Raw genomic sequence first — 26993 nt, 5'->3', positions numbered from 1 at the left:
GAGGCAACGGCGTGGAATCCCCGGTATTCGATTCCAGTAAGAATTCTTACTCGTCCGGGTCCTCGCCGCGAGCGCGCTTGTACATCGCCAGCGCCTGCTCCCGCCGCTCTCCGTGGTCGACGATGGGTTTCGGGTACTCCGGCGCGGCGTCCTTGCGGTCGCGGAGGCCGAGTTCGTGCCACCCGTGAATCTCGTCGGGCGAGGCCGCTGCCAACTCGGGGACCCACTCCTTGATGTACTCCGCGTCGGGGTCGTAGCGCTCGCCCTGTGTCATGGGATTGAAAATCCGGAAGTAGGGCTGGGCGTCCGTCCCCGTCGAGGCGGCCCACTGCCAGCCGCCGTTGTCGTTCGCGGTGTTGTGGTCGACGAGATGGGTCCGAAAGTGGTCGTAGCCGTGTCGCCAGTCGGCGAGCAGGTCCTTCGTGAGGAAGGAGGCGACGATCATCCGCACGCGGTTGTGCATGTGTCCCGTCTCGCGGAGCTCGCGCATCCCGGCGTCGACGATGGGGTAGCCCGTCTTCCCTTCTTTCCACGCCTGAATCTCCTCGGCGTCGTCTCGCCAGTCGATACCCTCCTGGTACTCGTTGTAGTTCTCCGTGACGACGTGGGGATGGAAATAGAGGACGTGGTGGTAGAACTCCCGCCACGCGAGTTGGGACTGGAACGCCTCCACGTTCTCGCGTTCCTCCTCGCTCTCGGCTGCCTCCATCGCGTCCTCGGTCGCGGCGTACACCTCGCGCGGGCCGATGGTGCCCCATCGGAGGTGCGCGGAGAGCCGGGACGTGTGGTCACCTGCGGGGTAGTCCCGCTTCTCGTCGTACTCGAAGACGGGCCCGTCACAGAACGCTTCCAGCCGATTTCGCGCCGCGTCCATCCCTGCGGGTTCGATATCGGCCGTGGGCTCTTCGAACCCCAGCTCCGAGAGGGAGGAGAGGGCCTCGCCGGCCTCGGCTTCGAGCCGGTCCGTGTCGGGCGCGTCGCGCGGCTCGTCCTTCTCCCGGTCGCGCCACTTCTTCCAGAAGTAGGTGTACACGGAGTAGGGGTCCCCTGCGTTCGTCGTGATGGAGCCGGGCTCGTGGTGGAGCGCGTCCTCGTACTCGGTGGCGCGCAGTCCCTCGTCCTCGAGCGCGGCGGTGACGGCCCGGTCGCGCTCGCGTGCGAGCCCGGAGTAGTCCGCGTTCCAGACGACACCGTCCGCCTCCAGCTCCGCGCAGAGGTCGGGAAGGACGGACGAGGGGTCGCCGTGCGTCACGTAGAGGTCGCCGCCACGCTCGCGATACCACGCGCGGAGTTCCTGCAGGGAATCGAGCATGAACGAGACGCGGTTGGGGGAGCCGTGTTCGAGCACCGCGTCGTCGAAGACGAACACCGGGAGGACCGTGTCCTCCGTCGCCGCTGCGGACAGGGCGGTGTTGTCCGTCGCCCGGAGATCCGACCGGTGCCAGTGGAGCAACATGGCTCCGGGTTCGCCCGCCGGGACCGTATAGCCACCCGTTGGGGAACCCGACAGCTCCTTGTGCCATGACGACGCGTCGCACGTATGGAGCAGTTCGCACTGACTGACCGCGTCGTCGTCGTCACCGGAGCATCGCGTGGAATCGGGAAGGCAATCGCGCTGGGGATGGCCGAAGCCGGGGCCGACGTGGTCCCGATGGCCCGCACCACCGCGGACGTGGAGGCCGTCGCCGACTCCTGTGAAGACCACGGTGTCGAGGCACTGCCCGTCAGCGTGGACGTGACGGATGTCGACGCCGTCCGCGAGGGCATCGACGCGGCCGTCGAGGAGTTCGGCGGGGTCGACTGCGTCGTCAACAACGCGGGCGTGAACCCGGAGGGGGCGCTCGGCACCCCCGAACACGTCGACGACGACTCGATGGAGTTCGTCCTCGACGTGAATCTGAAAGGGGCGTTCCGGATCGCGCGCGCGGCCGCGGACTCACTCGCGGAGCGCGGCGGGAGCGTCATCAACGTCGCCTCCGTCGGTGGGCTGGTCGGGCTGCCGCGCCAGCACCCGTACGTCGCCTCCAAGCACGGGATGGTGGGGATGACGAAGTCGATGGCGCTCGACTGGGCGCCCGAGGTGCGGGTCAACGGGCTCGCCCCGGGGTACGTCGCGACCGACCTCACGGAGGAGCTCACGGAGAACGAGAAGCTCCGGAAGTCCATCGAGAACCGGACCCCGCTGTCGCGGTTCGCGGAACCCGAGGAGATCGCCGGGCCTGCGGTCTTCCTCGCGAGCGACGCGGCCGCGTACGTCACCGGGACGACGCTCGCCGCGGACGGAGGGTGGACCGCCCGCTGACCCCACCCGATTCTCGTCAACCGAGTGTGGTAAAAATTGCCGTACACCGGGCAGAACCCTGCAAAATCCCCCATAACTTTATGAGACACGTGTGGTAACGTGTTTGACGGTAGCATGTTTAACAGTGGAAAGGACAGCGAAGACGGTCGAAACTCTGGTAACGAAGACAGTGCCGGAGCGAACATTGGTAGCGTCGGACGACGATCCTTCCTCCGGGCAACTGGGGCGAGCGGGGTCGCCGTCTCGCTCGCGGGTTGTACGTTCAACAGCGAAGCGACGGAGGAGCCGTCCGGCGGTGGTGGCGGCGGGAGCAACAACGACGGCGGCGAGTCCTCGGACACGGAGACCACAGAACAGCCGTCCGGTATCGAGGGGCCGATCAAGCTCGGCGTCCTCGCGCCCGAGCCGACGAACAACCCGATCGGCGCGTCAATCGCCAACGGCGCGCGGTTGGCGGTCCAGCAGCTGAACGCCGAGGGTGGGATCGCCGGTGCCGAGATCGAGCTCGTCGTCAAGGACACCCGTGAGGACCCCGCCGAGGGGCGCCGGAAGTATCAGGAGCTCACGGTCGGTGAGGGCGTCGACGCCACGTTCGGCATCTTCACCAGTGAGGTCCTGCTCAACATCATGGGCGACATCGCCAACCAGCAGACACCGCACCTGACGACGGGTGCGGCGACGCCGGAGGCCTCGAAGCTCGTCCACGAACAGTACGACAAGTACAAGTATCACTTCCGGACGGGCCCGATCAACGCGCACCACCTCGGTGTGAACATGGTGGACTTCGCGGACGCGAAGCTCGACGAGCTGGGCTGGGAGTCCGTCGCGGTCCTCGTCGAGGACTACAAGTGGACGGAGCCGGTCTCCGCCGCGCTGGACGCCCAGCTCGCCGACACCGGCGTCGAGATCGTCATGTCGGAGCGCTACGCCTCGGGCACGGAGAACTTCGGTCCCCTGTACGACCAGGTGGAGTCCTCCGGCGCGGACGCCGCGTTCATCGCGATGGCCCACACCGGGACTGCGGCCGTGGTCCAGTGGGCGAAACAGCAGCGCCCGTTCGAGTTCGGTGGCATCCACGTCCCGATGCAGCTGCCGGCGTACTACGGGCTGACGAAGGGCGCCTGCCGCTACGGCGTGACGCAGAACTCCGCGACGCCGCAGTCCGCGGTGACGGAGAAGACCATTCCGTTCGCCGAGGCGTTCAACGAGGAGTTCGACGGCTATCCGGTGTACACGGGCTACATCACGTTCGACGCGGTGAAGCAGTACGCCGCGGTCGCGGAGGCGCAGGGGTCGGTCGAGGCCGACGCCATCGTCTCCGGGCTCGAGGAGTCCTCGTACAAGGGGACCGTCGGCACCGTCGAGTACTACGGGAAGGACTCGGAGTTCACCCACGACGTGATCTACGCCAAGGACAAGGTGTGGCCGGTCTTCCAGCAGTGGCAGGAGTCGAACGGCGAGGGGGTCCAGGAGGTCATCTTCCCCGAGTCCCTCCAGACCGCCGAGTACCAGAAGCCTCCGTGGGTCTGAGATGGTAAACGCAGTCGGCGTCCTCCTGAACGCGGTGATGATCTCGGCTCTGTACGCCGTCGTCGCCATCGGGTTCACCCTCATCTTCGGGGTGGGCGGGGTGTTGAACCTCGCACACGGGGCGGCCATCACCATCGGCGCGTTCGGCGCGTACCACGCCAGCACCACGCTCGGCCTGGGCGTCGTCGGAGCCCTCCTCGCCGGCGTCCTCACGGGCGCGGCGTTCGGCGGGCTGCTCTACGTGCTGATGATCCGCCGCGTCCAGGAGGAACCAATCATGGTCATGATCCTGACCCTGGTGACCGCGGTCGCCTTGGAACAGGTCGTCCTCTCCGTCGAGGGGTCCCAGCCGGTGGTACTCCCCTCGCTCGTGAGCGGGAACGTCTCGGTCCTCGGCGCGCGTGTCCAGACGAACCTGCTCGTCGTGTTCGCCCTCTCGTGGCTCATCATCGGCGCGCTGTTCGCCTTCGTCAACCGGACGAAACCCGGGAAGGCCCTGCTCGCCACGTCGATGACCCACAAGGGCGCGGCGCTCGTCGGCATCGACGCCGACCGCATCACGCTCACCACGTGGGTTCTCGCGGGCGCGCTCGCGGGACTCGCCGGGGTCTTCCTCGGCTCGTTCCAGTCGGCCTACTGGGCGATGGGTCGGGCACCGCTCGTCCTCTCGTTCAGCATCGTCGTCATCGGTGGTATCGGCTCGATTCGGGGGTCCGTCGTCGGTGCGTACCTCATCGGGACCCTCGAAGTCCTGACCACGTCGTACATCGACTCCAGCCTGCAGGGGCTCACACCCCTCATCGTGCTGGTGCTGGTGTTGCTCGTGAAGCCTGAAGGCCTGTTCGGGAGGGAGCTGGCACATTGAGCGACGAAACCGCCACGGGCACGGCAAGCCCGCGCTTCGGGATGCTGGGGTCGCTCCCCCTGCGCCACAAGCTCGGCCTGCTGGGCCTGCTGTTGCTCGCGCTCCTCCCGGTCGGTAACCTGGTCGGCATCAGCTCCGTCACCCTGGTCGGTGGCCTCACGGTCCCGCTCACGGTGGACGCGCTGACCCTGCTGAAGCTCTCCGGGGCGCTCTACTTCGCGATGTTCGCGATGTCGTGGGACACCGTCTCCGGCTACACCGGTCAGATCAGCTTCGGCCACGGGCTGTTCTTCGCCATCGGCGGCTACACCTCGGCCCTGCTGAACCTCGGACACGGCGTCGACCCGATACTCGCCGTCCCCGTCGGCGTCGTCTTCGCTGCGGCTGCCGGCATCATCGTCGGCGTCCCGGCGCTGCGCCTGCAGGGGCCGTACCTCTCGCTGGTGACGCTCGTCGCGCCGCTCATCCTGCTGCAGATCTTCATCTACAAATCGGAGATCTTCGGCGGGGAGCTCGGGCTGTCGAGCCCGGACAACATCTTCGGGTTCGGCCTGCAGGACGCCGTGGCGGTCTACTACGTCGCGTTCGGCCTGTTCGTCGCCATCCTCGCCGTCCTGCTCGCGGTGACGCGCTCCGACGCGGGGATGGTGCTCACCGGCATCCGTGAGGACGAGGACGCCATCGCGGCCTCGGGGATCAACCCGGCGAAGTTCAAGACGTTCGCGTTCGTGCTCTCGGCCGCCGTGGGCGGGCTCGCGGGCGCGATGCTCGTCCACACGCCCGTCGGGAACCCCCAGCCCTCACAGCTGCTCTCGGTCACGGTGAACATCGAGGTCATCATCGCCGCCATCCTCGGCGGGATGGGGACCATCGTCGGGGCCGCCATCGGTGGCCTGTTCATCGTCCTCTTCCGGGACGCGCTGACGAGCGAGCTCTCGGTCCCCATCCTCCAGTTCGACCCCGGGAACTTCGCGTTCCGGGTGGGGAGCTTCAACGTCTCGGAGGTGATGGTGCCGGTGCTCAACGCCCGAATCGGGGACATGAGCTTCCTCATCTTCGCCGTCGTGACGCTCGTTCTCCTCTTCGTCCTCCCCGGCGGCATCGTCCGCTGGGCCATCGTGATGGGCCGTCGCGCCCACGCGCGGCTGCGAGCGCGGTTCGGTGACGGGGTCGCCGCAGACGGCGGCCGCGACACCGACGAGGCGCTCCGCGGAACCGCACCGTCCGAGACCCGCTCGCCCGTCGAGTCGGTCATCGAGAACTACCGCGAGTTCTTCCGGAGGGAGAAATGAGCACCGACACACCTATCGAAGAGACGCCCGAGCTTCGAACCGACTACGGCCCGAACGACGGCGTCCTCGTCGCCTCGGGGCTCACGAAGCGCTTCGGTGGGCTCACCGCCGTCGACGACCTCTCGTTCGCCGTGGAAGAACAGGAGATCCTCGGCTTCATCGGCCCGAACGGTGCCGGGAAGTCGACGACGTTCAACTGCGTCACCGGCACCTACCCCCCAACCGAGGGGACGGTCTGGTACGACGGTGAGGAGGTCACCGGCGACCCCGCCTACGAGATGGTCCAGCGGGGGCTCGCACGCACGTTCCAGTCGTTCAAGCCGCTACGCGACCGCAGCGTCGTTGACAACGTCCGGACCGCGCTCGTGCCGAACAAGCTCTTCTCCACGAAGGGGCTCGGCGGCGAGTCCAGACAGAAGGCCATCGCCATCTGCGAGCGCGTCGGGCTCGACGACGACCTCCACCGGACGCCCGACGAACTCCCCCACGCGGGGATGCTCCGACTGGAGCTGGCGCGGGCGCTCGCCACCGAGCCGGACGTGATGCTCGTCGACGAGCCGTTCGCCGGCCTCTCCGGCAACGAGGTGAAGGCGCTCTCGGCCGTGCTGGAGGACCTCCGCGCGAACGGGATGACGCTCATCGTCGTCGACCACAACATGCGCGGCCTGCTGTCGCTCATCGACCGGGCCGTCGTCATCAACTTCGGCTCGAAGATCGCGGAGGGGACCCCGGAGGAGATCCGGAACGACCCCCGCGTGCAGGAGGCGTATCTCGGGAGCGAGGCCGAGTAGCCCTCCATCCCGGTCCGGCCTTTCAGCGGATTCGTTTTTCCGGAGAACTGTTACCCTTGGAAGCGTATACCGTGGCAAAAGCTTACAACGGAAGCCTCCGAGGGGGGTTGTATGAGTGACGAAGCCGTCCTCGTCGAGGTCGACGACGGGGTCGCGACCCTCACGCTGAACCGCCCGGAGAACCGCAACGCGATGTCCCGTGACATGTCGCGGGCCATCATCGAGGCCATCGACTCCGTCGAACAGCACCCCGAGGCGCGGTGTCTCGTCATCACCGGGCAGGAAGGGACGTTCTGCGCCGGTGGCGACATCAACGCGATGCTGGCGCGGTTCGAGGAGGACACGCCGCTCGCGGAGGCCGTCCGGAGCATCCAGCTCGTCACCTCGCGGGCCATCCAGCGGCTCTACGAGTTCCACCTGCCGACCGTCGCGAAGGTCGACGGCGTGGCGTTCGGCGCGGGTGCGAACCTCGCCATCGCCGCGGACTGCACCGTCGCGAGCACGGACGCCAAAATCAGCTTCGGCTTCCGGCAGGTCGGGCTCGGCGTCGATACGGGCACCTCCTATCTGCTCCCGCGGCTCGTCGGCGAGAACACCGCGAAGGAGCTCGTCCTGACGGGCGAGCTGCTCGACGCCGAGCGCGCGGAGGACATCGGGCTGTTCAACCACGCGTACGACGCCAGCGAGTTCGAGGAACGCGCAGGCGAGTTCATCGAGACCATCGCCGAGGGGCCGACCATCGGCCTCGAGAACTCCGTTCGCCTCATCCGCGACGGGATGGACACGACGCTGAAGGCGGCCATCGACAACGAGGCCGCGGCCCAGGCGGCCGTTCTCGCGAGCGAGGACCACGCGGAGGGGGCGGAGGCGTTCATGGAGCGCCGTGACCCGGAGTTCGAGGGGAAATAAACTCACAATCGCCGGAACGTTCTTGCGGCTGTGTCGCTCTTCTTCGAGCATGACACAGGACGCACGGCTCTCCCGGGACGCGCGGTCGTTTCGCTACTATCGCAACGCGGTCGAACGCCACTGGGACCCGCAGGACGTGGACCTCACGAGCGATGCCGCGCGGCTCGATGTCCTGACCACAGCGGAGTTCGACGCGCTCCGGGCGGCGCTCGCGAAGTTCGGGGCGGGCGAGGAGTCGGTGACGACCGACCTCGCTCCCCTCGCGGTGGTGCTCGACGACGTAGAGGACCAGCTGTTCCTCACCACCCAGCTCTACGAGGAGGCGAAACACACGGACTTCTTCGACCGCTACTGGCGGGAGGTGGTCCACGAGGCGGAACGCGCGCGTGGCCTCGAGGAGTCCTCCCCCCACGAGGACCGGTGGTACGACGACGACTACGTCGAGCTGTTCGACCGGATGGAGACCGCGATGCATCGGCTCTTAGCGGAGGACACGCCCGAGACGCGCGCCGTGGCCTACGCCCACTATCACCTCACGATCGAGGGAATCCTCGCGCAGACGGCCTACTACGGCCTGCAGACGACCTACGGCCCCGATGTCGAGGGCGCACCCCACCTGCCGGGGCTCTGTGCGGGGCTGGACCTCATCCGGCGCGACGAGGGGCGTCACGTCGGCTTCGGGATGCTGAAGCTCAAGGAGCTCGTGGCCGAGGGGGTCGACCCCCAGCTCCTCCACGACACCGTCAACGAACTCGTCCCGCTCGTCAACGGCATCACCACCGCGGGGTTCGACGAGGGGGTGGAGCCGGCAGGCCCCGGCCCGAACGACCTCGTCGCCTACGCCGCGGGGAAACACACCACCCGCATGAAACAGATCACGACCGCCAGCGAGGCCGTCCCGGACGTGAACGAACTCACGAAACTGGAATCAGACGATTAACGCTGTACGGCCGCCGGGGGTATCTTTTTACCAACGTAACGCGCACAGCCTGCCATGTCGGAGCACAACACTGGACCGGTCGCCGAGACCGGGTGGCAGCGATGAACCACGAGGCGTGGAGCGAGGCGCAGTCCTCCCAGACAGTCGAGGTGGACGGCCACGACGTGGAGATGGCGTACTACGAGGCGGGTGCGGGCGAGACGGTCGTCTTCCTCCACGGCATCCCGACGTGGAGCTTCCTCTGGCGGGACGCGGCGACCGACCTCGAAGACGACTACCACGTCGTCGCGCCCGACCTCGTGGGCTACGGGAACTCCGCCGCCCACGAGGGGTTCGACCGCTCGATCCGTGCCCAGGAGCAGGCACTCTCCGACCTGCTGGATGCCCTCGACGTCGAGACGTGTACCCTCGTCGCCCACGACATCGGTGGCGGGGTCGCACTCCGCTTCGCGGCCCACCAGCCCGAGCGCGTCGAGAAACTGGTCTGCTCGAACGTCGTCTGCTACGACTCGTGGCCCGTCGAGTTCATCGTCAACATGGGCCTGCCGAAGACCGAGGCGATGGACCCCGCGGAGTTCGAGGCCAAACTCGACTTCGCGTTCGACGACGGGGCGTTCGGCGAGGCCGACCCCGAGTTCGTCGCCGGGATGAAAGCGCCGTGGCTCCGCGAGGGCGGCCAGCGTGCGCTCGCTCGCGCGGCTGTCTCGACGAACACCAACCACACCACTGAGATCGACTACGGCGCCATCTCTGCTGAGTTGCTGTGTCTCTGGGCGGCGGCCGACCAGATGCAGCCCATCGCCTACGGGGAGCGGCTCGCGGAGGAGCTGGATGGCGACCTGCAGCGACTCGACGACGCCTACCACTGGGTGCCCGAGGACCGCAAGGACGTCTACGCCGACCGGGTCCGCGAGTTCCTCGCGGGTGATACCTGATGGTCCCTCAGGAGGACCCGGAGGACGCCCCGGACTGGAAGTTCAAAGAGCGGGATATCTACATTCTCCGGGAGCTCTCTCGCGACCCACAGCTCTCCTCGCGGGACCTCGCGAGCATCTTAGAAGAGAAGTACGACATCGGCGTCTCGCACGTCACCGTCAGCGAATCGATTCGGGGTATGCGCGAGGAGGGGGTGTTCCGCGAGGCCGTCATCCCGAACGAGGAGTACTTCGTGTTCGGGCTGTTCGAGTTCAAGTTCAACACCGAGAACTTCGAGGAGGGGTGGCGCGACGCCATGGCGTACATCCGCGACTCCCCGAACACGCTGTTCTACTTCCTCTCGGACGGGGAGTACCAGTGGAAGGCGGTGATGATGTTCCCCACCCGCTCGGCGGAGTCGAAGTGGATCCACGAGTGTTACAAGAAACACGGCGAGGTCATCGCCAACATCCGCAACAGCGTGGTCCACAACGTCCTCAAATTCCGCACTGACCCCGCAGTGCTCGACACGCTGAGCGAGCACTGATCGCTGATCACGCGCGGCCGGCGACCTCCGCGGCCGCGATCTCGAACAGGAGCCACCAGATCACGAGCGCGAACGCGAAGACGAGCACGAGCGCGGTGGAGGCTAAAAGACCCAACTGTGCCGTGGCTGCTGCGACTGTGGTGAACCCGAGGAACAACGCGAGCGCGGTCAACGCGAGTGCTGACAGCGCACAGAGGGCATGCCCAGCTGGCCCGACGGGGCTATCGCGACTCCGTGCCGGGAACGTGCTGGGCATGCTAGATGCTAGGCAATACCACGAAAAAAGGGTTACGTCGAGGATGCCGAAGAACGGCTTTACCAGCCCATGAACGGGCTGCGTTCGGCGCTTACGCCAGCGCGCTGCCTGCTCGAATGATCGTCTCGCTCCCACCTTTTCCCCTCGCTCGCTGTCGCTCACTCGGGCAAAAGCTGTTCGCACGAGCGAACGCGAGTGCGGGCTTGTGAGACGCCGAGCGTCTCACAGTGGACCAAAAGGGTCACCGATTACGCCAGCGCGCTGCCTGCTCGAATGATCGTCTCCTCGTCGAACGCCTTCCCGATGAGCTGCAGGCCCACGGGGAGGCCGTCCGACTCGCCCGCGGGCACGGAGATGGCGGGGAGGTTGGCGAGGTTCACCGGGACGGTGTTCGCGTCGGCGAGGTACATCTGGAGCGGGTCGTCGAGGCTCTCGCCGAGTTCGAACGGCGGAACGGGCATCGTGGGTGAGGCGAGCACGTCCGCGGACTCGAACGCCTCGTCGAAGTCCTGTTTCACCCACGCACGGGCGTCCTGGGCCTTCTTGTAGTACTTCTCCTGATACCCGGCGGAGAGGGCGTAGGTGCCGAGGAGCACGCGCCGTTTGACCTCCTCGCCGAACCCCTTCTCGCGGCTCTCGGCGAACGCCTCGTTCCAGTTCCCGTCGGTTTCGGCCCCGACGCCGTAGCGGACGCCGTCGAACCGCGCGAGGTTCGAGGAGGCCTCGGACATCGCGATGACGTAGTAGGCCTCGACGGCGTGCTCGACGGACGGGAGCTCCACGTCGACGACCTCGGCGCCCTGTGCGCGCAGATCGTCCAGCGCGGCCTCGAACGTCTCGACGACGCCGTCGTCGGCCCCCTCGACGAGTTCGCGGGGGACGCCGACCGTGAGTCCGTCCACCTCGCCCGTGGCGGCGCTCGCGTAGTCGCTCTCGTCACCGGCATCACGCGTGGTGGCGTCGTGCTCGTCCGGGCCCGAGATCACGTCGAGGAGGGCAGCGGCGTCCTCTACGGAGTTGGCGATGGGACCGATCTGTTCGAGCGAGTTCGCGTACGCGACGAGGCCGTAGCGGGAGACGAGTCCGTAGGTGGGTTTGATACCGACGACGCCGCAGAACGCGGCGGGACAGCGGATGGAGCCGCCGGTGTCGGAGCCGAGTGCGAGGTCGGCCTCCCCCGCGGCGACGGCGGCCGCGGACCCCCCGGAGGAGCCGCCGGGGACGTGGCCGGGTGCGGCCGGGTTGTCGGTGGGGCCGAACGCCGAGGTCTCCGTCGTCGTTCCCATCCCGAACTCGTCCATGTTCGTCTTGCCGACGATGGTGGCGCCGGCCTCCTTCAGCCGGGTGACGACGGTGGCGTCGTACGGCGGGACGTACGCTTCGAGCATCTTCGAGCCGCAGGTGGTGGCGACGCCCTCGGTCGAGATGTTGTCCTTGACCGCGACGGTCCGGCCGTCGAGTGCCCCCGAGGCCGTGGGGTCGAGGTCGGTCTCGGTGATGAAGATATCGCTCATGAGACCTTCGGCCCCTTGAAGAAGCCCGCTTCGGACTCAGGCGCGTTCGCGAGCGCTTCCTCCTGGGAGAGCCCCTCCCGGACCTCGTCCGGGCGCATGACGTTCGCGAGGTCCTCCTCGCGCTCGACTTCGGGCACCTCGTCGAGGGTGTCGAAGTAGGCGAGGATGTCGTCGAACTGCGCGGCGAATCGCTCGACCTCGTCGTCGTCGAGCGCCACGCGCGCGAGCGACGCGACGTGTCTGACCTCCTCGTGGTCGACCATACGCGAGGGTTCCGCGCGCCGGCACTAAGGGTTTCGATGCGGCCCCTCCCGGCAGGGCTCCCGCTGGCCCCAGACCTTAAGTCGCTTTCGCCCCAACAGATAAACTGTATAGACGTTCTACCCCCGCGGTTCCCCACCCACCCCATCAATGAGCGATTCATCCGTCAGACGATTCCAGCGCGAGCGAGACGAGGAGGAGACCACAGAGGAGCACGAGGACGAACTCGTCTGCCCCGAGTGTGGCGGTCGTCTCGCGAGCGACGAAGCCCACGGCGAGACCGTCTGTGAGGACTGCGGTCTCGTCGTCGGCGAGAACGAGATCGACCGTGGCCCGGAGTGGCGCGCGTTCGACGCCAACGAGAAGGACGAGAAGTCGAGAGTCGGGGCCCCGACGACGAACATGATGCACGACAAGGGGCTCTCGACGAACATCGGCTGGCAGGACAAAGACGCCTACGGCAATCAGCTCTCCAACCGTCAGCGCCAGAAGATGTCGCGGCTCCGCACGTGGAACGAGCGGTTCCGCACGCGCGATTCGAAGGAACGCAACCTGAAGCAGGCGCTCGGCGAGATCGACCGGATGGCCTCGGCGCTCGGTCTCCCGGACAACGTCCGCGAGATGTCGTCGGTCATCTACCGCCGCGCTTTAGAGGAGAACCTCCTTCCCGGCCGTTCCATCGAAGGTGTCTCGACGGCGAGCCTCTACGCCGCCGCGCGGCAGGCCGGCACCCCCCGGAGCCTCGACGAGATCACGGCCGTCTCCCGCGTCGAGAAGGACGAGATCGCCCGGACGTACCGCTACGTGGCCCGCGAACTCGGCCTCGAGATCGAACCCGCGGACCCCGAGCAGTACGTCCCCCGGTTCGCGAGCGACCTCGAGCTCTCCGACGAGGCGGAGCGCCGCGCCCGCCAGCTGCTCAAGAGCGCGAAACAGCAGGGCATCCACTCCGGGAAATCCCCGGTCGGGCTCGCCGCCGCGGCCATCTACGCCGCCTCGTTGCTCACCAACGAGAAGGTGACCCAGTCGGAGGTCTCGGAGGTCGCCAACATCTCGGAGGTCACCATCCGCAACCGGTATCACGAACTCCTCGAGGCCGAGGAGTCCATCAACACCTAACTTCTTCCTCTACCTAGCGCGGCTGTGGCGAGCTACACCTACGTCTGCCCGGAGTGCGGGAACACCGTCGAACGCGAGTACCGCGTCCCCTCCATCATCCGTACCTGCGAGTCCGGCTGTGGGTTCGACCACTACGTCCGTGCCGAGCTCGCCGACGCCATCGCCGAGGTCCCCGAGGAGTCCCGTCCCGACGACTGGGACGACCTCACCTCGACAGAGCGCCTACTCGTCGCCTTCCGCGAGGGCTTTCTCTCGATGGGCGACGTTCGCTGACCTTCGCCAACCGCAAGCGGAAAGCCACCCCGCTCCCGAACGAGGGCATGGAAACGACCCGGCACTTCGTCGCCACCGTGTACGTCGTCTGTGACGGCGCGACCGCACTCCACGAACACGAGCGGCTGGGGATGTGGCTCCCACCGGGCGGCCACATCGACCGCGACGAACTCCCCCACGAGGCCGCGCTCCGCGAGGCGAAAGAGGAGACGGGACTCGACGTCGAGCTCTACGCCGAGCAGGGGGAGATGGACTCCGAGACCGCCCGGTCGCTCCCCGAACCGCAGCACTTCCTCCTCGAGGACATCAACGTCCACGACGGCGCGGTGGGCCACCAGCACATCGACTTCGTCTTTTATGGAGCGTCGGAGACCCAGGAGATCGCCCCCGACGGCCACGACGAGGCCCACCCCGAGCGCTGGGAGTGGTTCACCGTCGAGGAGCTGGAGGCGCGCGCGGATGAGCTCCCGGAAGACGTGGTCGAGGCCGGGAAGCGAGCGATTCGGACGGTCTCAGCGTCAGAGTAACGAGTCGATGTACTGCCCGACGTGGTCGTCCATCCGGCGTTTGTAGCCGGCCTGTCGGGCTAATCTATCGAGCTCGCGGGAGACGTAGGTGCCGTACTGGACGGCCTTCTTCTCGCGGAAGCGGACCTCGTCGGGGAGCCAGTCCGCGGCGAGCCGCAGGGCGCGTTTGCGCTCGCCGTCAGCCACGAGGAGCTCCTCCGGGAGTCGGAGCGCGGCCTCGACCACGGCGTCGTGGAGCAGCGGGGCGACCGGCTCCACGCCGGCTGCACGCAGCGCGCGCAGGTCGCGTTCGAGCTGCTTGGGGAGTGAGCCGACGACCTCCCGAACCGCACCCCTGACCGAGTCGGCCTCGACGCGGGGGTCGTCGGGCGCTTTCGCCACCTTCGCGTACCCACCGAACAGCTCGTCCGCGCCCTGTCCCACCGCGAGGGCGTCGTAGCCGTCGGCGGCCACCCGTTCGGCGACGAGATAGAGCGGCAGGGCGATCTGGACGTCCATCGGGTTGCTCCGGCCGATGGCGCGGGCGACCTCGGGGACCGCGCGCTCCAGTGTTTCGTGGTCCAGCTCGACGACGCGGAGCTCGCGGCCCATCGCCTCGGCCGACGCGCGGGCGGCGGCGATGTCGTGGCTCCCCTCGAAGCCGACGACGTAGAGGGGGGCGTCCAGTCGCCCGGCGACGGCGGCGGAGTCGACCCCGCCGGAGAAGGCGACGGCCATCTCGGATGGTTCGACCCCGTCGACCGCGTCGATGACGGCCTCACGCACGGCCGTGACCGCGTCCGCGTGGCTCTCGGTGGGGTCGAACGCGGGAAGCTGCCAGACGCGCTCGTCGCGCCCCGCGGTGCGGGCGTGGCCCGCGGGCACGAGCGAGGGGGTCTCGAGCTCCGAGGGGTCGTGGCTCCACGCGTCGCCGTCGGAGTAGACCAGTTCGCGGCCGAGCACGTCCCGGACGAGCGCGCCGTCGAGCTCCCCGGCGAAGCCGTAGCTGCCGGGGAGCGGGTCAGCTGCCTCGCGTGCGGCACGGACGATCTCGGCCGGTGCGCCGCGCATCAGAAGGGGCTAAAGAGCGTCTGTTTCGCCCGGCGTTTCATCCCGCCGCCGAACTGCTTGAAGCTGATCCGCCACGGGGTTCGCTTGCCGACGACGGAGGTTCGCCCGTCCGTGATGGCGTCGAGCACGCCGTCGAGACTCCGGTCCGTCGTCTTCAGCTCCGTGACGGCCTGCCCGACCATCTCCGCGATGTGGGCGTCGGAGCCAGCGGTCATCGGGAGGTCACGTCGTTCGGCGAACCCCTCGGCCTGTCGGTTCGACCGGCCCGTAAACAGCCGGGAGTTGTAGATCTCGATGCCGTCGGCGCTCGCCAGCTCCTCGCCGGTGATATGCGGGGCGACGCCGTGGCGCGCCTTCTGATACGGGTGGGGGATGACGGCGATGCCGCCCTGCTCCCAGATGCGGTCGAGCGTCTCCATGAACTCCAGCCCGGGCGGGACGAGCTCCTGGACGCCCAGCGCGAGGACGTGACCCGCGGCGCTCGTCACCTCCATCCCCGGAATCCCGACGAGGCCGTAGTCGGGGGCCTTCTCTGCGGCCTCCAGACTGGCGTCGATCTCGTCGTGGTCGGTCACGGCGAGCACGTCGAGACCCACTGCCTGCGCCTGTGTCAACAGCATGTCGACGGGGTCACGGCCGTCGTACGAGAGCGCGGAGTGGCAGTGGAGCTCTGCTTGTAACACACCACTCCGTAGCGGATACGGGGAGAAAAAGACCACGATAGCTCGTGTGATGCGCTCACACGCGTCCGGGTCGCCGCGCCGCCCCCGCGGTCGGGCGGTCACGGAACTGGTCACGAACGTGTACAACAGAATCCTTTTGTCTCCCGGATATGGACAGACAGGTGAATGACTCTCTCGCCGTCGGACCGCGAACTCGTCGTCGCGGAGCTGGGCCGGGACCCGACCCCTGCGGAGGAAGCGCTGTTCGAGAACCTCTGGAGTGAACACTGCGCCTACCGCTCCTCGCGCCCCCTGCTGTCGGCGTTCGACAGCGAGGGTGACCAGGTCGTCGTCGGCCCCGGTGACGACGCCGCGGTGGTCGCCCTTCCGTCGGCTGACGCCGACTCCACTCGCGGTCAAGACCGCGCTGATTCGGACACCTACATCACGATGGGCATCGAGTCGCACAACCACCCCTCCTACGTCGACCCGTTCGACGGCGCGGCCACCGGCGTGGGTGGCATCGTCCGCGACACGCTCTCGATGGGTGCCTACCCCATCGCGCTCGCCGACTCCCTGTATTTCGGCGACTTCGACCGCGAACACTCCCGCTATCTCTTCGAGGGGGTCGTCGAGGGGATCTCCCATTACGGGAACTGCATCGGCGTCCCCACCGTCGCCGGGTCGGTGGCGTTCCACGAGAAGTACGTCGGCAACCCCCTCGTGAACGTCGCCTGTGTAGGCCTCCTCCCGAAGGAGCGCCTGCTCACCGCCGCGGTGCAGGAGGTGGGGAACAAACTCGTCCTCGTCGGCAACGGCACCGGGAGAGATGGCCTCGGTGGCGCCTCCTTCGCCAGCGAGGACCTCGCCGAGGACGCGGAAACCGAGGACCGCCCCGCGGTGCAGGTGGGCGACCCCTACACGGAGAAGCTGCTCATCGAGGCGAACGAGGCGCTCATCGACGCAGGCGTCGTGGAGGCGGCCCGCGACCTCGGGGCGGCCGGCCTCGGCGGTGCCTCCTCCGAGATGATCGCGAAAGGCGACCTCGGCGCCGAGATCGCCCTCGAACGGGTCCACCAGCGCGAACCCAACATGAACGCGCTCGAGATCCTCCTCGCCGAGTCGCAAGAGCGGATGTGCTACGAGGTGAGACCGGAGAACGTCGATGCTGTGAAGGAGATCGCGGAGAAGTTCGACCTCGGCTGTTCGGTCATCGGCGAGGTCACGGAGGGGAACTACGTCTGCACCTTCGAGGGGGAGACGGTCGTCGACGTGCCGGCCGAGTATCTCGCGGAGGGCGCGCCGATGAACGACCTCGACCACGAGGAGCCGCCCGAGCAGGAGCGGGATCTCCCCGAATTCGACCTCGAGGCGGCGTTCGAGGCCGTCGTCGGCAGCCCCAACACGGCCTCCAAGCGCTGGGTCTACCGGCAGTACGACCACGAGGTCGGCGCCCGGACCGCCGTGGGACCGGGTGGCGACGGTGCACTCATCGCCATCCGGGAGGCCGAGACGGGCCTCGCCTTCACCGCCGGCGCGGACCCGAACTGGACGAACGCCGCACCCTACGAGGGGGCCCGCGCCGTCGCGCTGGAGAACGCCACGAACGTCGCCGTCCTCGGCGCCTCCCCGCTCGCCGCCGTGGACTGTCTCAATGGCGGAAACCCCGAGAAGCCCGACGTGTACGGCGGCTTCCGCGCCATCGTGGACGGTCTCGCGGACATGTGCTCGACGCTGGACGTGCCCGTCGTCGGCGGGAACGTTTCCCTCTACAACGACTCTCCCTCGGGACCTATCCCCCCGACCCCCACCCTCGCGATGACCGGGACCAAGCGGGGCTACGACGCCCCCTCCTCCGCGTTCGAGGGCGAGGGTACCGTCCTCCTCGTCGGCGCGCCCGCCGGGAGCCTCGGCGGGTCGCAGTATCTCGCCTCCATGGGCGGCACGGACGCCTTCCCGACGCTCCCGGGGGAGCCCAAGGCCGTCGTCGAGGCCATCGCCCGCGTGGCGAACCTCGACTCCACGCTCGCCGCCCACGACGTGAGCCACGGTGGCCTCGCGGTCACGCTCGCCGAGATGGTCGGCGACGCGGGCGCGAGCGTCACCCTCGCGGGCGAGGGCGGCCACGCGGAGCTGCTGTTCTCCGAGCTTCCGGGGAGAGTCGTCGTGGAGACGACCGACGTACCCGCCGTGCGCGAGGCGGTCGGTGACGCGCTCCCCGTCGCCGAGATCGGTGTCGCCGACGACACCGGTGGGCTGAATCTCTCCGTGGGGAACGAGAGTCTCGCCGTGACTGCTGAGGAGATTCGGGAGCTTCGGTCCGTCATCGAGCGGGAACTGGAATAGGTCAACAAGCCGAACGCTTTTGGTTCGAGTCGTGGACGGTGAGCCATGCGACTCCGCCTCCTTGCCGTCGTCGCCCTCCTCGTCCTTGCCGGGTGTGGGGCCGGGCCGACGGCCACACCCTCCACGACGCCGCAGCCGACCGAGACAGACGTGGCGGTCACCGACACAGCCACACCGACCCCGGCAGCGACCCCGCCAGCGACCACCACTCCCGAGCGAGAGGTCCGGGTCCGGAACGGTGAGTTGCCGTTCGATGCCACCGCGGTTTTCGCCCGGACGCAGGCGCTGCTCGGGAGTGACGTGGCCCCGCCCAGAAACGTCTACGTCAGCGAGCAGTCGTACTTCGAGCGCGGGAGCTACGCCGAGAGCGACCTGTTCCGTTGGCTCGGGCTCACCGGGGGCGGGAGCTTCCGGGCCTCGGCGTACGTAGCCCACCCGAACGCCGTGTACATCGCGACGGGGAACCAGACCGCCACAGAACTCGAAACCATCCTCGCTCACGAGTACGTCCACATCGTCCAGCGCCGGAGCGGGGTGCACGACCGGCTCGGGCGACGCGTCGTTGACGGCTCCACGGACACCGCTATCGCGGCCTCCGGAGTCACAGAAGGCGCGGCGACCTACACCGCACAGGCGTACTGGGACCGGCACATCAAGACTGGGGAATCCCCCCGAGCGGCCATCGAACGGGCCTACGCGAACGCCACCGGGGCTCGGAAATACTTGCTCGCTCGGTACTACTTCGGCGTGCGCTACATCGACCAGCGCGTCGACGACCCGAGTGAACTCGATTCGGTGTACGAGGCCCCACCCGAGAGTTCCGAGGCGCTGATTCACGGCCCGACGGAGGTGGTCGCAGCCCCCACCGTCTCCATCGAGAGCGACTGGACCGAAGCCAGTCGATCGCGACAGGGTGAGCTGTTCCTCCGCGGTGCTCTCTCGACGGGGCTCCCCGACGAGACGGCCGGCCGTGCCGCTGCCGGGTGGGGGAACGATACCATCGTTGGCCTCGCGGACGAAGGAGATAGCGCGTACGTCTGGGCCCACCGCTGGGACGACCGGGCGAACGCGACGGAATTCGAGCAGGCCTTCGCCGAGTGGGAGCGTCCGAGCGACGCGAGCTATCGGCTGGTTCGCGTCGATGGCGAGACGACGGTCCTGCTGTTCGGCACGCCACGATTCGTGACGAACGCGACCGTCGAGCGCGGGGACGGGATCGTCGTTCGGACCTAAAACGGCAGCTCCGTCCCGAGACCCCGTTTCTCTGCCCGCTCCAGCACGTACTCAGCCGTCGCCGCGTCCAGCACCGCCGTTCCCACGCTGAGAACGATTGCCCGCTTCTTCGCCTCGCGTTCGGCCCACCCCTCGATGGCCTCCGAGAGGGGAACGAGCGCCCCCTCGCGGACCCGTGCGGCGCGGGCGTCTCCGGTCTCCGCCGCCTCCGCCGGCACGTCGGCGAAGCAGGTCGCCCCCTCGAAAATCTCGGGTGGGAGCTCCTGCATCTCGCTCGTGTAGGCACCGACGGCGATGACGAGCGCGTCGGGGGCCAGCGCCTCCGGTGGAAAGACGGGGCTCGTCGCCGTGGTGGCCGTGACGACGACGGAGGCGTCCGCGATGGCGGCCTCGGGCGAGGAGACGGCCTCGACGGGGCAGTCGAGTTCCTCACCCAACTCGGCGGCACACGCCTCCCGCGCCTCGCTCCGGGAGTAGATGCGGACCTTCCCGAGCTCCGTCGCCGCGGCGATGGCGCGGGTCTGCCACCGCGCCTGCGTGCCGGAGCCGATGACCCCGAGCGTGATGCGACCTGAGGTGAGGTGTTTCGCCGCGAGGCCGCCGATACAGCCCGTTCGAGCGTTGGTGACGCGGCGGCCGTCGAGGAACGCCGCGGGGGTCCCCGTCTCGGCGTCCTGGAGGACGAGTTGCGCCTGAACGGTGGGCAGGCCGCGTTCGGGGTTCGCCTCGTGGACCGTGACGAGCTTCGTGGCGACGTACGCCGCGCCGTGGATATACGCGGGCATCGTGAGCCCCGTCCCGCCCGGAATCGGGAAGTGCGGCCGGTCGGGGCGTTCGACCTGGCCCTTCCCCTGTTTCGAGAACGCCTCGGCCACGACGGGGAGCAAGCTATCGAGGTCGATGCAGGTGGCCACGTCTGCGTCGGTGAGGACGCGCATGGCCGGAAAACGCGGGTAGAGACCTTAGTTTATAGCGTGAGTGCGAGCGGAATGCCGAAGACGACGAGGACGCCGATGAGGGCGACGAGGGTGCCGACGGTCACGTCCTTCATGGTGTAGGCGCTCTGCGGGGCGGTCGTGCGCTCGGTCGCGTACTCGCTGTCGTGGGCCGTGTGCCCACCGTCATCAGCGTGGTCGGTCATGGACGAGGATAACGAACGCGACTACCAATAGCTATCGGATATCGTTCGCGTGGTCGAAACGGTGAAACCGCCCCCTCGCCAACTCCCGATAACGAATGACGCTCACCAAGCGCATCATCCCCTGTATCGACGTGGACCTCGATGAGGACGGGAACGCCGCCGTCTACACCGGTGTGAACTTCGAGAACCTCCAGTACACCGGCGACCCCGTCGAACTCGCGAAGAAGTACAACGAGGCCGGGGCCGACGAGTTCGTCTTCCTCGACATCACGGCGAGCGCCGACGGCCGGGAGACGATGTTGAACACCGTCTCCCGCGTCGCTGACGAGGTGTTCATCCCCCTCACCGTGGGTGGTGGCATCCGCACGCGCGAGGACATCAAGGAGACGCTTCGCGCGGGGGCCGACAAGGTCTCCATCACGACCGGTGCGCTCGAACGCCCCGAACTCATCACCGAGGGCGCGCGCGCCTTCGGCAACCAGTGTATCGTCATCTCCGTGGACTCTCGAAGAAGGTTCGACGAGCAGGGCGAGCACTACGTCGAAATCGACGGCGAAAGCGCGTGGTTCGAGTGTACGAAGAAGGGCGGCCGCGAGGGCACCGGCATCGACGTGGTCTCGTGGGCACAGGAGGCCGAGGAGCGGGGCGCGGGCGAACTCTTCGTCAACAGCATCGACGCCGACGGGACGAAGGACGGCTACGACATCCCGCTCACGAAGGCCGTCTGTGACACCGTCTCGACCCCGGTCATCGCCTCCTCGGGCTGTGGCGGCCCGGAGGACGCCTACGAGGTCTTTACGGAGGCGAACGCGGACGCGGCGCTCGCGGCGAGCATCTTCCACTTCGAGGAGTACACCGTCGGGGATGTCAAGGAGTACTTAGACGAGCGGGGCGTCCCGGTTCGGCTGTAATCAGGCGTCGTCACTCACGGTCCGGTGAAACGAGAGAGAACGAACCGATTACGCGGCGAGGAACGCGTCACGCAGGGCGTTCGTCTTGTCTTTCACGTTGCCGGCTGCGGCTTCGAGCGTGTCGAGCGGGGCGACACCCTCCTCGGTCTTGATGGTGAGGATGGGGTCGGTCTGGCCACCGGACTGCTCGGGGTTCATGTCGTAGGTCGCGGCGACGACGCCCTCGGTCTCCAGAAGCGCCCCCTTCAGCACGTTCATGAACGTGTGATCCTCGCCCGCGATCTCGATGGAGAGCTCCGTTTCCTCGTTCTTGATGACGCGCAGGTCCATACCTTCGTTACCTATCTCGCGCGCATCAAGCTTACGAAGCGGGCTCCCGGCGAATCCAGAAGTTCACCGATTCCCACGAAGAGCTTACGTTTGGTAGCGTTTCACGACCGTGAGTTAACAGCGGTAAGCGAACGGCGGTGGAATTAAGAGCGTGCCGGGGCGAGTGTGGCGCATGACAGTCGATACCATCGACAGGGTCGCGGTGCTCGGGGCCGGCAGCATGGGCCACGGCATCACGGAGGTCATCGCGCTCGCCGGCTACGAGGTCACGATGCGCGACATCGAACGGGAGTTCGTCGACGACGGCTACGAGTCCATCGAGTGGTCACTCGAGAAGCTCGCGGAGAAGGGCATCATCGACGAGGCGCCCGCCGAGGTGCTCGACCGCATCTCCACCGAGACGGACCTCGAAACCGCCGTCGAGGACGCGGACCTGGTCATCGAGGCCGCCCCGGAGAAGATGGACCTGAAGAAGGACATCTTCTCGGATCTCGACGCGTTCACGCCGCCGGACGCCATCCTCGCGTCGAACACCTCCTCGCTCTCCATCACGGAGATCGCGACGGCCACCGACCGCCCCGACCAGGTCGTCGGCCTCCACTTCTTCAACCCGCCGGTGAAGATGGACCTCGTCGAGGTCATCTACGGGAAGAAGACGTCCGATGAGACCGCGGAGACGGGCTACGAGTTCGTCGAGTCCATCGGCAAGACGCCGATCTACGTCCAGAAGGACGTCCACGGCTTCGTCGTCAACGCCGTGCTCGGCCCCTTCATCACCGAGCCCGCGTGGATGGTCTCGGAGGGTGAAGCCGACATCCGGCAGGCCGACGCCTGCATGGTCTACGAGCGGGGCTACCCGATGGGCCCCTTCGAGCTCTCGGACATGACGGGCATCGACATCTCCTATCACGTCCGCAACGAGGCGGGGATGCCCATCCCGCCCGTCATGGAGGAGAAGATCGAGGCCGAGGAGTACGGGAAGAAGACAGGAAAGGGCTACTACGACTACGAGGACGGCGACGGTGCCGACTACGAACCGGACGACGCCGAGGGGTTCGACTGGCTCCGCGTCGAGGCCTGCATCATCAATCAGGCGGCCGAGCACATCGGCAACGACGTGGCCACGGCCGAAGCAATCGACACCGGGATGCGTCTCGGCACGGGGTTCCCGGAGGGCCCCTGCCGTCGCGGGGACAAGCTCGGGCTGGATACGGTCCTCGACAAACTCCGGTCGCTCCACGAGGAGTACGGTGAGGACCGCTACGAGCCCTCGGAGTATCTCGTCCAGCTGGTCGAGAAGGGCAACACCGGTGAGGACGCCGGCGCGGGCTTCTACGAGTACGGCTCCGGCAGCGACCGTTCGTACACCGCCATCTCCGTCGAACAGGACGGTGGCCTCCTCGAAGTTACCCTCGACCGCCCCGAGCGCCTGAACGCGCTCAACCAGGACATGATGGACGAGATCGTCCATCTTCTCGACTCCATCGACACCGACGAGGTGCGGTGTATCACCTTCGAGGGGGCGGGCGAGAAGGCGTTCTGTGCCGGCGCGGACATCACCGGCTTCGCGGGCGTCGACCCCCACGAGAAGGATATCACCCCTGTGTTCGAGGCGGTCGCGAACGTCGCCGTGCCGACGCTCGCGAAGATCGACGGCTACTGTCTCGGCGGTGGCCACGAACTCGCATTAGCCTGTGACCTGCGTATCGCCACGGAGGACTCGGAGTTCGGCTTCCCCGAGATCAACCTCGGGCTCATCCCCGGTGGCGGTGGCACCCAGCGCGCGATGCGGATGCTCACTGAGGCGCGGGCGAAAGAGCTCGTCTTCCGCGGGAACCGCATCGACGCCGAGACCGCGGAGGAGTGGGGGCTCATCAACCGCGCCGTCGACGACGACGAGTTCGACGAGACGGTCGAGGCGTTCCTCGACGACCTCGTGAACGGGGCACCCATCGCGCTCCGGAAGGCGAAGCAGGTGATGAACGACGGGAAAGACGAGAACATCCAGGCCGGCCTCCGCATGGAGGCGCAGGCGTTCGGTCTGCTCCTCGGCACCGAGGACATGGAGGAGGGTGCCGCGGCGTTCATGGAGAAGCGCGACCCCGAGTTCGAGGGGAAATGAGCACCCAGCGGTACGCCGCGCTGGAGCGGGACCTGCGCGAGCACGGTCTGTTCGCGTGGCTGGACCTCGACATCGAGACGGTCGAGGAGGGCCGGGTCGTGTTCACGCTCCCGTTCGACGAGAAGTTCGCCAACGTCGCCTCCGGCACCGTCCACGGCGGTATCACCGCGACGGTCATCGACACGGCCTCGGGGTTCGCGCTGCGCACCACGTTCGACGAGCCCGACGGCGCCATGCTGACGACGACGGATCTCAACGTCCGGTACGTCCGGCCCGCGAAACAGGCCGTGCGCGTCGAGGCCGAGGTCGTCCGCGCCGGCAAGACGATGGGCGTCACGGAGTCGACGGTGACGACCGAGTATGAAGGGGAGGAGAAAGTCGTCGCCACCGGTGGAACTACCTACCGGCTCTTCCGAGGTGACACACCATGAGCGTGTTCCACGAACTCGAAGTCGGTGACACCCACGAGTCCCACGGCCGGACCATCACCGAGGCCGACGTGGTGAATTTTGCTGGTGTTTCCGGCGACCACAACCACGTCCACCTCGACGCGGACACGATGGCGGAGTCCCACTACGGCGAGCGCATCGCCCACGGGATGCTCGTCCTCTCGGCCGCGACGGGGCTGGTGTGGCAGACGCGAACGGTGAAAGAGCGGAACGCCGTCGTCGCGTTCTACGGCATCGACCACCTGCGCTTCCGCGCGCCGGTGTTCTTCGGCGACACCATCCACATCGAGTCGGAGGTCATCGAGAAGGAGGAGAAGCCGGACAGCCCCGGGACGGGGACCGTCCGCTACGCGCTCGACGTGAAGGTCGGTGAGGAGACGGTCATCTCGTGTGAGATGCTGTCGTTGTTGGAGTAGTTAGCCATATACGTCTGTTCTCAGTTCAGTTGCGGTTCGCAGGGCCTCCTCCCGGTCCGTTATCGTGAATTTCGAGTTGGAGAACGTCGCCCAGTCGTGTTCGTCCGCCAGAGACGCCGCTGCGGCGCTGATCTCCCTCTCGCTGTACCCGACGATCTGCCGGTCGAGTTGTTCGACGTACATCGACCGCGGTGAGTACATCCCGTTCGTCGCCGTCAACTGGAGAATACACGCCTGTAGCTCGCTCATCTCGTCCGCTTCCATCGGTCGTGGTTCGGACATCTGCTGGTGCTCGTATCACTGTTTTGTTGTTCTACTGCAACACGAGGTTGCATGGATGCAACTTTAATACTGCCAGGGCGTATAGGGGGGTATGATGGTGGAACATGGTGGAGCAAAATACGTCGAGAACTCCCCGTTCGTGCGCCTGCTCGCGACACCGAGCCGGGTGAAGATACTCGATGTCCTGTTGCGTCGCCACTCGTCGTGGCTCACCGCGAAACAGATCTCGAATCAGGCGGGCTTCGACAAGGCGACGTTCAGTCGCAACAAGGACCTACTCGTCGAGGGCGGACTCGTCGAAACGAAATCGGAGGGCCGGAAGACGCTGTACAGAATCAATCGGGATGACGAGGCCGTGAAACACCTCGGCCGGGCACACGGTGAACTGCTGCTCCGCTCCGGTGCAATACTCGACAATACGGCGCGGTCGCCGTACATGGAGTTGCTCGAACATCTCGACGACGAACGATCCTCCAGCGAACGAGACTCCCAACAAGATGAAGCACGGGAGACGATTCGGGCAGCCATGAACACAGCATGACCTTCGAAGTCGAGGCAGATACCAGAGTGGAGATGATCTACGTCACCGATGCTGAATCCGGGGAACAGCTCGGACGAATCTTCTCCAGCTCTGCGCTGATGGTGCCCGCTACTGGCGACGAGCTGGAGCTGGGCGCAATCAGCAGAGATGCGGACGGTGCCTCGTTCGACGAGGACACCGAGGGACCGCACAGGGTCGAATCCCGGAAGTTCTCCTACGTGGAAATCACGCGCCCTCAACAGGACGACGATACCGATCCGGAAACCGCCCTGGGCACGATCGTCGAACTGGTCGTCTCCGAAGTCGAATAGTTACCGCTGGTAGGCGAGGTTCATCACCCACTGCGAGAACTTATCGGAGTTGGGGTCGACCTCCTCGTCCCCGATGAACGGCGAGAGCATGTCACCGGCCATCAGAAGCGAGAAATCGAGTTCCTCGGCTTTCACCTCGGCCTCGATGTAGTAGGTGTTGTGCCCGTTGTAGACGGTCTCCTCGCGGGAGACGTACCCCTTCTCCGCGAGCGATTCGATGATGCGGCTCCCCTTCCGGGAGTCCACGTCCATCTCCTTCCAGAAGTCGCTCTGGTGGATACCACCGCTCTGCCGCACGAGTTCGAGCCCCCGCATCTCGTCCTCGGAAAGGTCCTCTTCAGCCATTGTGCATCTATCCGAGAGCCGACCGTTTAAACCTCACCCTCGACGCTTTCGTAGGGCGTCTCACACGGGGGGCCGTCGGCGAATCCATACCACTCGCCGGGGACGATGAGCGAGGAGGATTTCGTCCCGAAGCCGTCGCCGTGGAGGCAGACGCCGTAGTCGTGGTCGCCGAGCACCGTGCCGGCCCGGTCGGTCCACGACTGCCAGCCCTCGCCCGGCTCCGCGACGAGGGCGTCGAGCACCTTGCGGGCGTTCGCGGCCTGCCCCTCGCCCACCTCGGGTCGTCGCCCCGGGACGAACACGCTCTCGATCCGCTGTGGGGCCGCCGCGTCGGCCGGCCCGACGGTCTCCCCGACCCAGCCGACGTTGACGACGACGTAGGTCCCCGGCGCGAGCTCGTGGACGGTGAGGTCGCCGTCCCACTCGACGAGGAGCGCGTCCTCGGTGTCCACGGCGAGCAGGTGGAACGGCTCGTACGCGCGTTCCCGGAGCTCCTCGCGCACGTAGGCGAGCACCTCGCGTGCGCTTCCGTACGAGAGCGCGTCGCGCACGAGCAGGCCGCGCGAGCGCGACCCCTCCCGCTCCGTCCAGCGGTTCGTCAGCGCGACGAAGAGGTTCGAGTCGTTGTACCCCTGCCACGTCCCGCCGGCCTCCTCGTCGCGGGGGGCGATGATGCGGGGTGAGTCACCGAACACCTCGGGGGGTGCGGAGGGACGAGCCAGCGCCTCGTCACGGTTGGCGGCGACGGCTAGGGGCGTATCGAGCACCTGCCACGCGAACGTCAGCGTACACACGGAGGGAGATAGCCCCCCG

The 26993-nt window shown here is 67.2% G+C and carries 32 protein-coding genes; 20 read left to right on the top strand and 12 right to left on the bottom strand.

Annotation, left to right across the window (positions count from 1 at the left end; all coding sequences use genetic code 11):
* Positions 1 to 46 precede the first annotated feature (46 nt).
* Entirely contained in the window at positions 47 to 1456 is a 1410-nt protein-coding gene (locus ACQUQR_RS04835) for a cryptochrome/photolyase family protein (protein ID WP_435195193.1), read from the bottom strand.
* Positions 1457 to 1540: 84 nt separating this feature from the next.
* Between ACQUQR_RS04835 and ACQUQR_RS04830 the strand changes: the two genes are divergently transcribed.
* The 9 genes from ACQUQR_RS04830 to ACQUQR_RS04790 all read left to right on the top strand — a co-directional run bounded on the left by ACQUQR_RS04830 (position 1541) and on the right by ACQUQR_RS04790 (position 10091).
* On the top strand, positions 1541 to 2302 hold the full coding sequence (locus ACQUQR_RS04830) for an SDR family NAD(P)-dependent oxidoreductase (RefSeq protein ID WP_435195191.1): 762 nt from the start codon (positions 1541 to 1543) through the stop codon (positions 2300 to 2302).
* Positions 2303 to 2416: 114 nt separating this feature from the next.
* Positions 2417 to 3832, top strand: a complete 1416-nt coding sequence (locus tag ACQUQR_RS04825) for an ABC transporter substrate-binding protein (RefSeq protein WP_435195189.1) — start codon at positions 2417 to 2419, stop codon at positions 3830 to 3832.
* Position 3833: 1 nt separating this feature from the next.
* Positions 3834 to 4697: a branched-chain amino acid ABC transporter permease gene (locus tag ACQUQR_RS04820; RefSeq protein WP_435195187.1), complete on the top strand. Its 864-nt coding sequence runs from the start codon at positions 3834 to 3836 to the stop codon at positions 4695 to 4697.
* Complete coding sequence (locus tag ACQUQR_RS04815; protein ID WP_435195185.1) at positions 4694 to 5989, top strand: branched-chain amino acid ABC transporter permease; 1296 nt, start codon at positions 4694 to 4696, stop codon at positions 5987 to 5989. The genes ACQUQR_RS04820 and ACQUQR_RS04815 overlap by 4 nt, the downstream gene beginning before the upstream one ends.
* A complete protein-coding gene (locus ACQUQR_RS04810; protein WP_435195184.1) occupies positions 5986 to 6780 on the top strand; it encodes an ABC transporter ATP-binding protein in 795 nt (264 codons plus the stop codon). Before ACQUQR_RS04815 ends, ACQUQR_RS04810 begins: the two co-directional genes overlap by 4 nt.
* A gap of 111 nt (positions 6781 to 6891) precedes the next feature.
* On the top strand, positions 6892 to 7689 hold the full coding sequence (locus ACQUQR_RS04805) for an enoyl-CoA hydratase/isomerase family protein (protein ID WP_435195182.1): 798 nt from the start codon (positions 6892 to 6894) through the stop codon (positions 7687 to 7689).
* A 49-nt stretch (positions 7690 to 7738) separates the two neighbouring features.
* Positions 7739 to 8629, top strand: a complete 891-nt coding sequence (locus ACQUQR_RS04800; RefSeq protein WP_435195180.1) for a ribonucleotide-diphosphate reductase subunit beta — start codon at positions 7739 to 7741, stop codon at positions 8627 to 8629.
* Positions 8630 to 8730: 101 nt separating this feature from the next.
* A complete protein-coding gene (locus tag ACQUQR_RS04795) occupies positions 8731 to 9564 on the top strand; it encodes an alpha/beta fold hydrolase (RefSeq protein ID WP_435195178.1) in 834 nt (277 codons plus the stop codon).
* Positions 9564 to 10091, top strand: a complete 528-nt coding sequence (locus ACQUQR_RS04790; protein ID WP_435195176.1) for an Lrp/AsnC family transcriptional regulator — start codon at positions 9564 to 9566, stop codon at positions 10089 to 10091. Before ACQUQR_RS04795 ends, ACQUQR_RS04790 begins: the two co-directional genes overlap by 1 nt.
* A gap of 7 nt (positions 10092 to 10098) precedes the next feature.
* Here the strand turns inward: ACQUQR_RS04790 and ACQUQR_RS04785 are convergent, their stop codons facing one another.
* The 3 genes from ACQUQR_RS04785 to gatC all read right to left on the bottom strand — a co-directional run bounded on the left by ACQUQR_RS04785 (position 10099) and on the right by gatC (position 12124).
* The gene (locus tag ACQUQR_RS04785; protein ID WP_435195175.1) at positions 10099 to 10347 is read right to left on the bottom strand and encodes a hypothetical protein; all 249 of its coding nucleotides are present in this window, start codon (positions 10345 to 10347) and stop codon (positions 10099 to 10101) included.
* Between the two features lie 248 nt (positions 10348 to 10595).
* Positions 10596 to 11861, bottom strand: coding sequence for an Asp-tRNA(Asn)/Glu-tRNA(Gln) amidotransferase subunit GatA (gene gatA, locus ACQUQR_RS04780; protein ID WP_435195173.1), 1266 nt, complete (start codon positions 11859 to 11861; stop codon positions 10596 to 10598).
* Positions 11858 to 12124, bottom strand: coding sequence for an Asp-tRNA(Asn)/Glu-tRNA(Gln) amidotransferase subunit GatC (gene gatC, locus ACQUQR_RS04775; protein ID WP_435195171.1), 267 nt, complete (start codon positions 12122 to 12124; stop codon positions 11858 to 11860). The genes gatA and gatC overlap by 4 nt, the downstream gene beginning before the upstream one ends.
* Before the next feature lie 148 nt (positions 12125 to 12272).
* Between gatC and ACQUQR_RS04770 the strand changes: the two genes are divergently transcribed.
* From ACQUQR_RS04770 to ACQUQR_RS04760, 3 genes are read left to right on the top strand one after another with little or no spacing between them, the layout of a single operon-like run.
* Complete coding sequence (locus ACQUQR_RS04770) at positions 12273 to 13241, top strand: transcription initiation factor IIB (protein ID WP_435195169.1); 969 nt, start codon at positions 12273 to 12275, stop codon at positions 13239 to 13241.
* A gap of 24 nt (positions 13242 to 13265) precedes the next feature.
* Entirely contained in the window at positions 13266 to 13514 is a 249-nt protein-coding gene (locus ACQUQR_RS04765) for a hypothetical protein (RefSeq protein WP_435195167.1), read from the top strand.
* 47 nt (positions 13515 to 13561) lie between these two features.
* A complete protein-coding gene (locus tag ACQUQR_RS04760) occupies positions 13562 to 14041 on the top strand; it encodes an NUDIX hydrolase (RefSeq protein ID WP_435195165.1) in 480 nt (159 codons plus the stop codon).
* On the opposite strand, the gene ACQUQR_RS04755 is transcribed toward ACQUQR_RS04760, so the two are convergent.
* Both ACQUQR_RS04755 and ACQUQR_RS04750 read right to left on the bottom strand, forming a co-directional pair.
* Positions 14033 to 15091 carry an asparagine synthase C-terminal domain-containing protein gene (locus ACQUQR_RS04755; RefSeq protein ID WP_435195163.1) on the bottom strand — a complete coding sequence of 353 codons (1059 nt, stop codon included), beginning with the start codon at positions 15089 to 15091 and terminating at the stop codon, positions 14033 to 14035. The two genes, ACQUQR_RS04760 and ACQUQR_RS04755, sit on opposite strands and share 9 nt — an antisense overlap.
* Entirely contained in the window at positions 15091 to 15774 is a 684-nt protein-coding gene (locus ACQUQR_RS04750; RefSeq protein ID WP_435195161.1) for a PHP domain-containing protein, read from the bottom strand. Before ACQUQR_RS04750 ends, ACQUQR_RS04755 begins: the two co-directional genes overlap by 1 nt.
* 165 nt (positions 15775 to 15939) lie before the next feature.
* On the opposite strand from ACQUQR_RS04750, the gene purL reads away from it, so the two are divergent.
* Positions 15940 to 18099, top strand: coding sequence for a phosphoribosylformylglycinamidine synthase subunit PurL (gene purL, locus ACQUQR_RS04745; protein WP_435195160.1), 2160 nt, complete (start codon positions 15940 to 15942; stop codon positions 18097 to 18099).
* Positions 18100 to 18144: 45 nt separating this feature from the next.
* Positions 18145 to 19332, top strand: coding sequence for a hypothetical protein (locus ACQUQR_RS04740; protein ID WP_435195159.1), 1188 nt, complete (start codon positions 18145 to 18147; stop codon positions 19330 to 19332).
* Here ACQUQR_RS04740 and ACQUQR_RS04735 read toward each other — a convergent pair.
* Entirely contained in the window at positions 19329 to 20270 is a 942-nt protein-coding gene (locus ACQUQR_RS04735; protein ID WP_435195158.1) for an ornithine cyclodeaminase family protein, read from the bottom strand. The two genes, ACQUQR_RS04740 and ACQUQR_RS04735, sit on opposite strands and share 4 nt — an antisense overlap.
* A gap of 29 nt (positions 20271 to 20299) precedes the next feature.
* The gene (locus ACQUQR_RS04730; protein ID WP_435195156.1) at positions 20300 to 20473 is read right to left on the bottom strand and encodes a DUF7550 family protein; all 174 of its coding nucleotides are present in this window, start codon (positions 20471 to 20473) and stop codon (positions 20300 to 20302) included.
* A 95-nt stretch (positions 20474 to 20568) separates the two neighbouring features.
* Between ACQUQR_RS04730 and hisF the strand changes: the two genes are divergently transcribed.
* Positions 20569 to 21384, top strand: coding sequence for an imidazole glycerol phosphate synthase subunit HisF (gene hisF, locus ACQUQR_RS04725; RefSeq protein WP_435195154.1), 816 nt, complete (start codon positions 20569 to 20571; stop codon positions 21382 to 21384).
* Between the two features lie 48 nt (positions 21385 to 21432).
* On the opposite strand, the gene ACQUQR_RS04720 is transcribed toward hisF, so the two are convergent.
* A complete protein-coding gene (locus tag ACQUQR_RS04720) occupies positions 21433 to 21714 on the bottom strand; it encodes a DNA-directed RNA polymerase subunit L (protein WP_435195153.1) in 282 nt (93 codons plus the stop codon).
* A gap of 172 nt (positions 21715 to 21886) precedes the next feature.
* Between ACQUQR_RS04720 and ACQUQR_RS04715 the strand changes: the two genes are divergently transcribed.
* The 3 genes from ACQUQR_RS04715 to ACQUQR_RS04705 are packed head-to-tail and all read left to right on the top strand — an operon-like array spanning position 21887 to position 24701.
* Positions 21887 to 23836: a 3-hydroxyacyl-CoA dehydrogenase/enoyl-CoA hydratase family protein gene (locus ACQUQR_RS04715; protein ID WP_435195152.1), complete on the top strand. Its 1950-nt coding sequence runs from the start codon at positions 21887 to 21889 to the stop codon at positions 23834 to 23836.
* Positions 23833 to 24267 (top strand): PaaI family thioesterase, encoded by a 435-nt coding sequence (locus tag ACQUQR_RS04710; RefSeq protein ID WP_435195151.1) that lies wholly within the window; start codon positions 23833 to 23835, stop codon positions 24265 to 24267. The genes ACQUQR_RS04715 and ACQUQR_RS04710 overlap by 4 nt, the downstream gene beginning before the upstream one ends.
* Entirely contained in the window at positions 24264 to 24701 is a 438-nt protein-coding gene (locus ACQUQR_RS04705; protein WP_435195149.1) for a MaoC/PaaZ C-terminal domain-containing protein, read from the top strand. Before ACQUQR_RS04710 ends, ACQUQR_RS04705 begins: the two co-directional genes overlap by 4 nt.
* Here ACQUQR_RS04705 and ACQUQR_RS04700 read toward each other — a convergent pair whose 3' ends face one another.
* Positions 24702 to 24965, bottom strand: a complete 264-nt coding sequence (locus ACQUQR_RS04700; protein ID WP_435195147.1) for a hypothetical protein — start codon at positions 24963 to 24965, stop codon at positions 24702 to 24704.
* Positions 24966 to 25074: 109 nt separating this feature from the next.
* Between ACQUQR_RS04700 and ACQUQR_RS04695 the strand changes: the two genes are divergently transcribed.
* Positions 25075 to 25524, top strand: a complete 450-nt coding sequence (locus ACQUQR_RS04695; protein ID WP_435195146.1) for a winged helix-turn-helix domain-containing protein — start codon at positions 25075 to 25077, stop codon at positions 25522 to 25524.
* Entirely contained in the window at positions 25521 to 25835 is a 315-nt protein-coding gene (locus ACQUQR_RS04690) for a hypothetical protein (protein WP_435195144.1), read from the top strand. The genes ACQUQR_RS04695 and ACQUQR_RS04690 overlap by 4 nt, the downstream gene beginning before the upstream one ends.
* Here ACQUQR_RS04690 and ACQUQR_RS04685 read toward each other — a convergent pair whose 3' ends face one another.
* Positions 25836 to 26180, bottom strand: coding sequence for a helix-turn-helix transcriptional regulator (locus ACQUQR_RS04685; RefSeq protein WP_435195142.1), 345 nt, complete (start codon positions 26178 to 26180; stop codon positions 25836 to 25838).
* Positions 26181 to 26206: 26 nt separating this feature from the next.
* On the bottom strand, positions 26207 to 26974 hold the full coding sequence (locus ACQUQR_RS04680; RefSeq protein WP_435195141.1) for an NRDE family protein: 768 nt from the start codon (positions 26972 to 26974) through the stop codon (positions 26207 to 26209).
* Between the last annotated feature and the right edge of the window lie 19 nt (positions 26975 to 26993).

The sequence above is a fragment of the Natronomonas sp. EA1 genome (assembly GCF_051195035.1).
Taxonomy (GTDB): domain Archaea; phylum Halobacteriota; class Halobacteria; order Halobacteriales; family Haloarculaceae; genus JBNTJV01.
The sequence above is the reverse complement of the archived record's forward strand: the minus strand, read 5'-3'. Positions and strand labels throughout refer to the sequence as shown.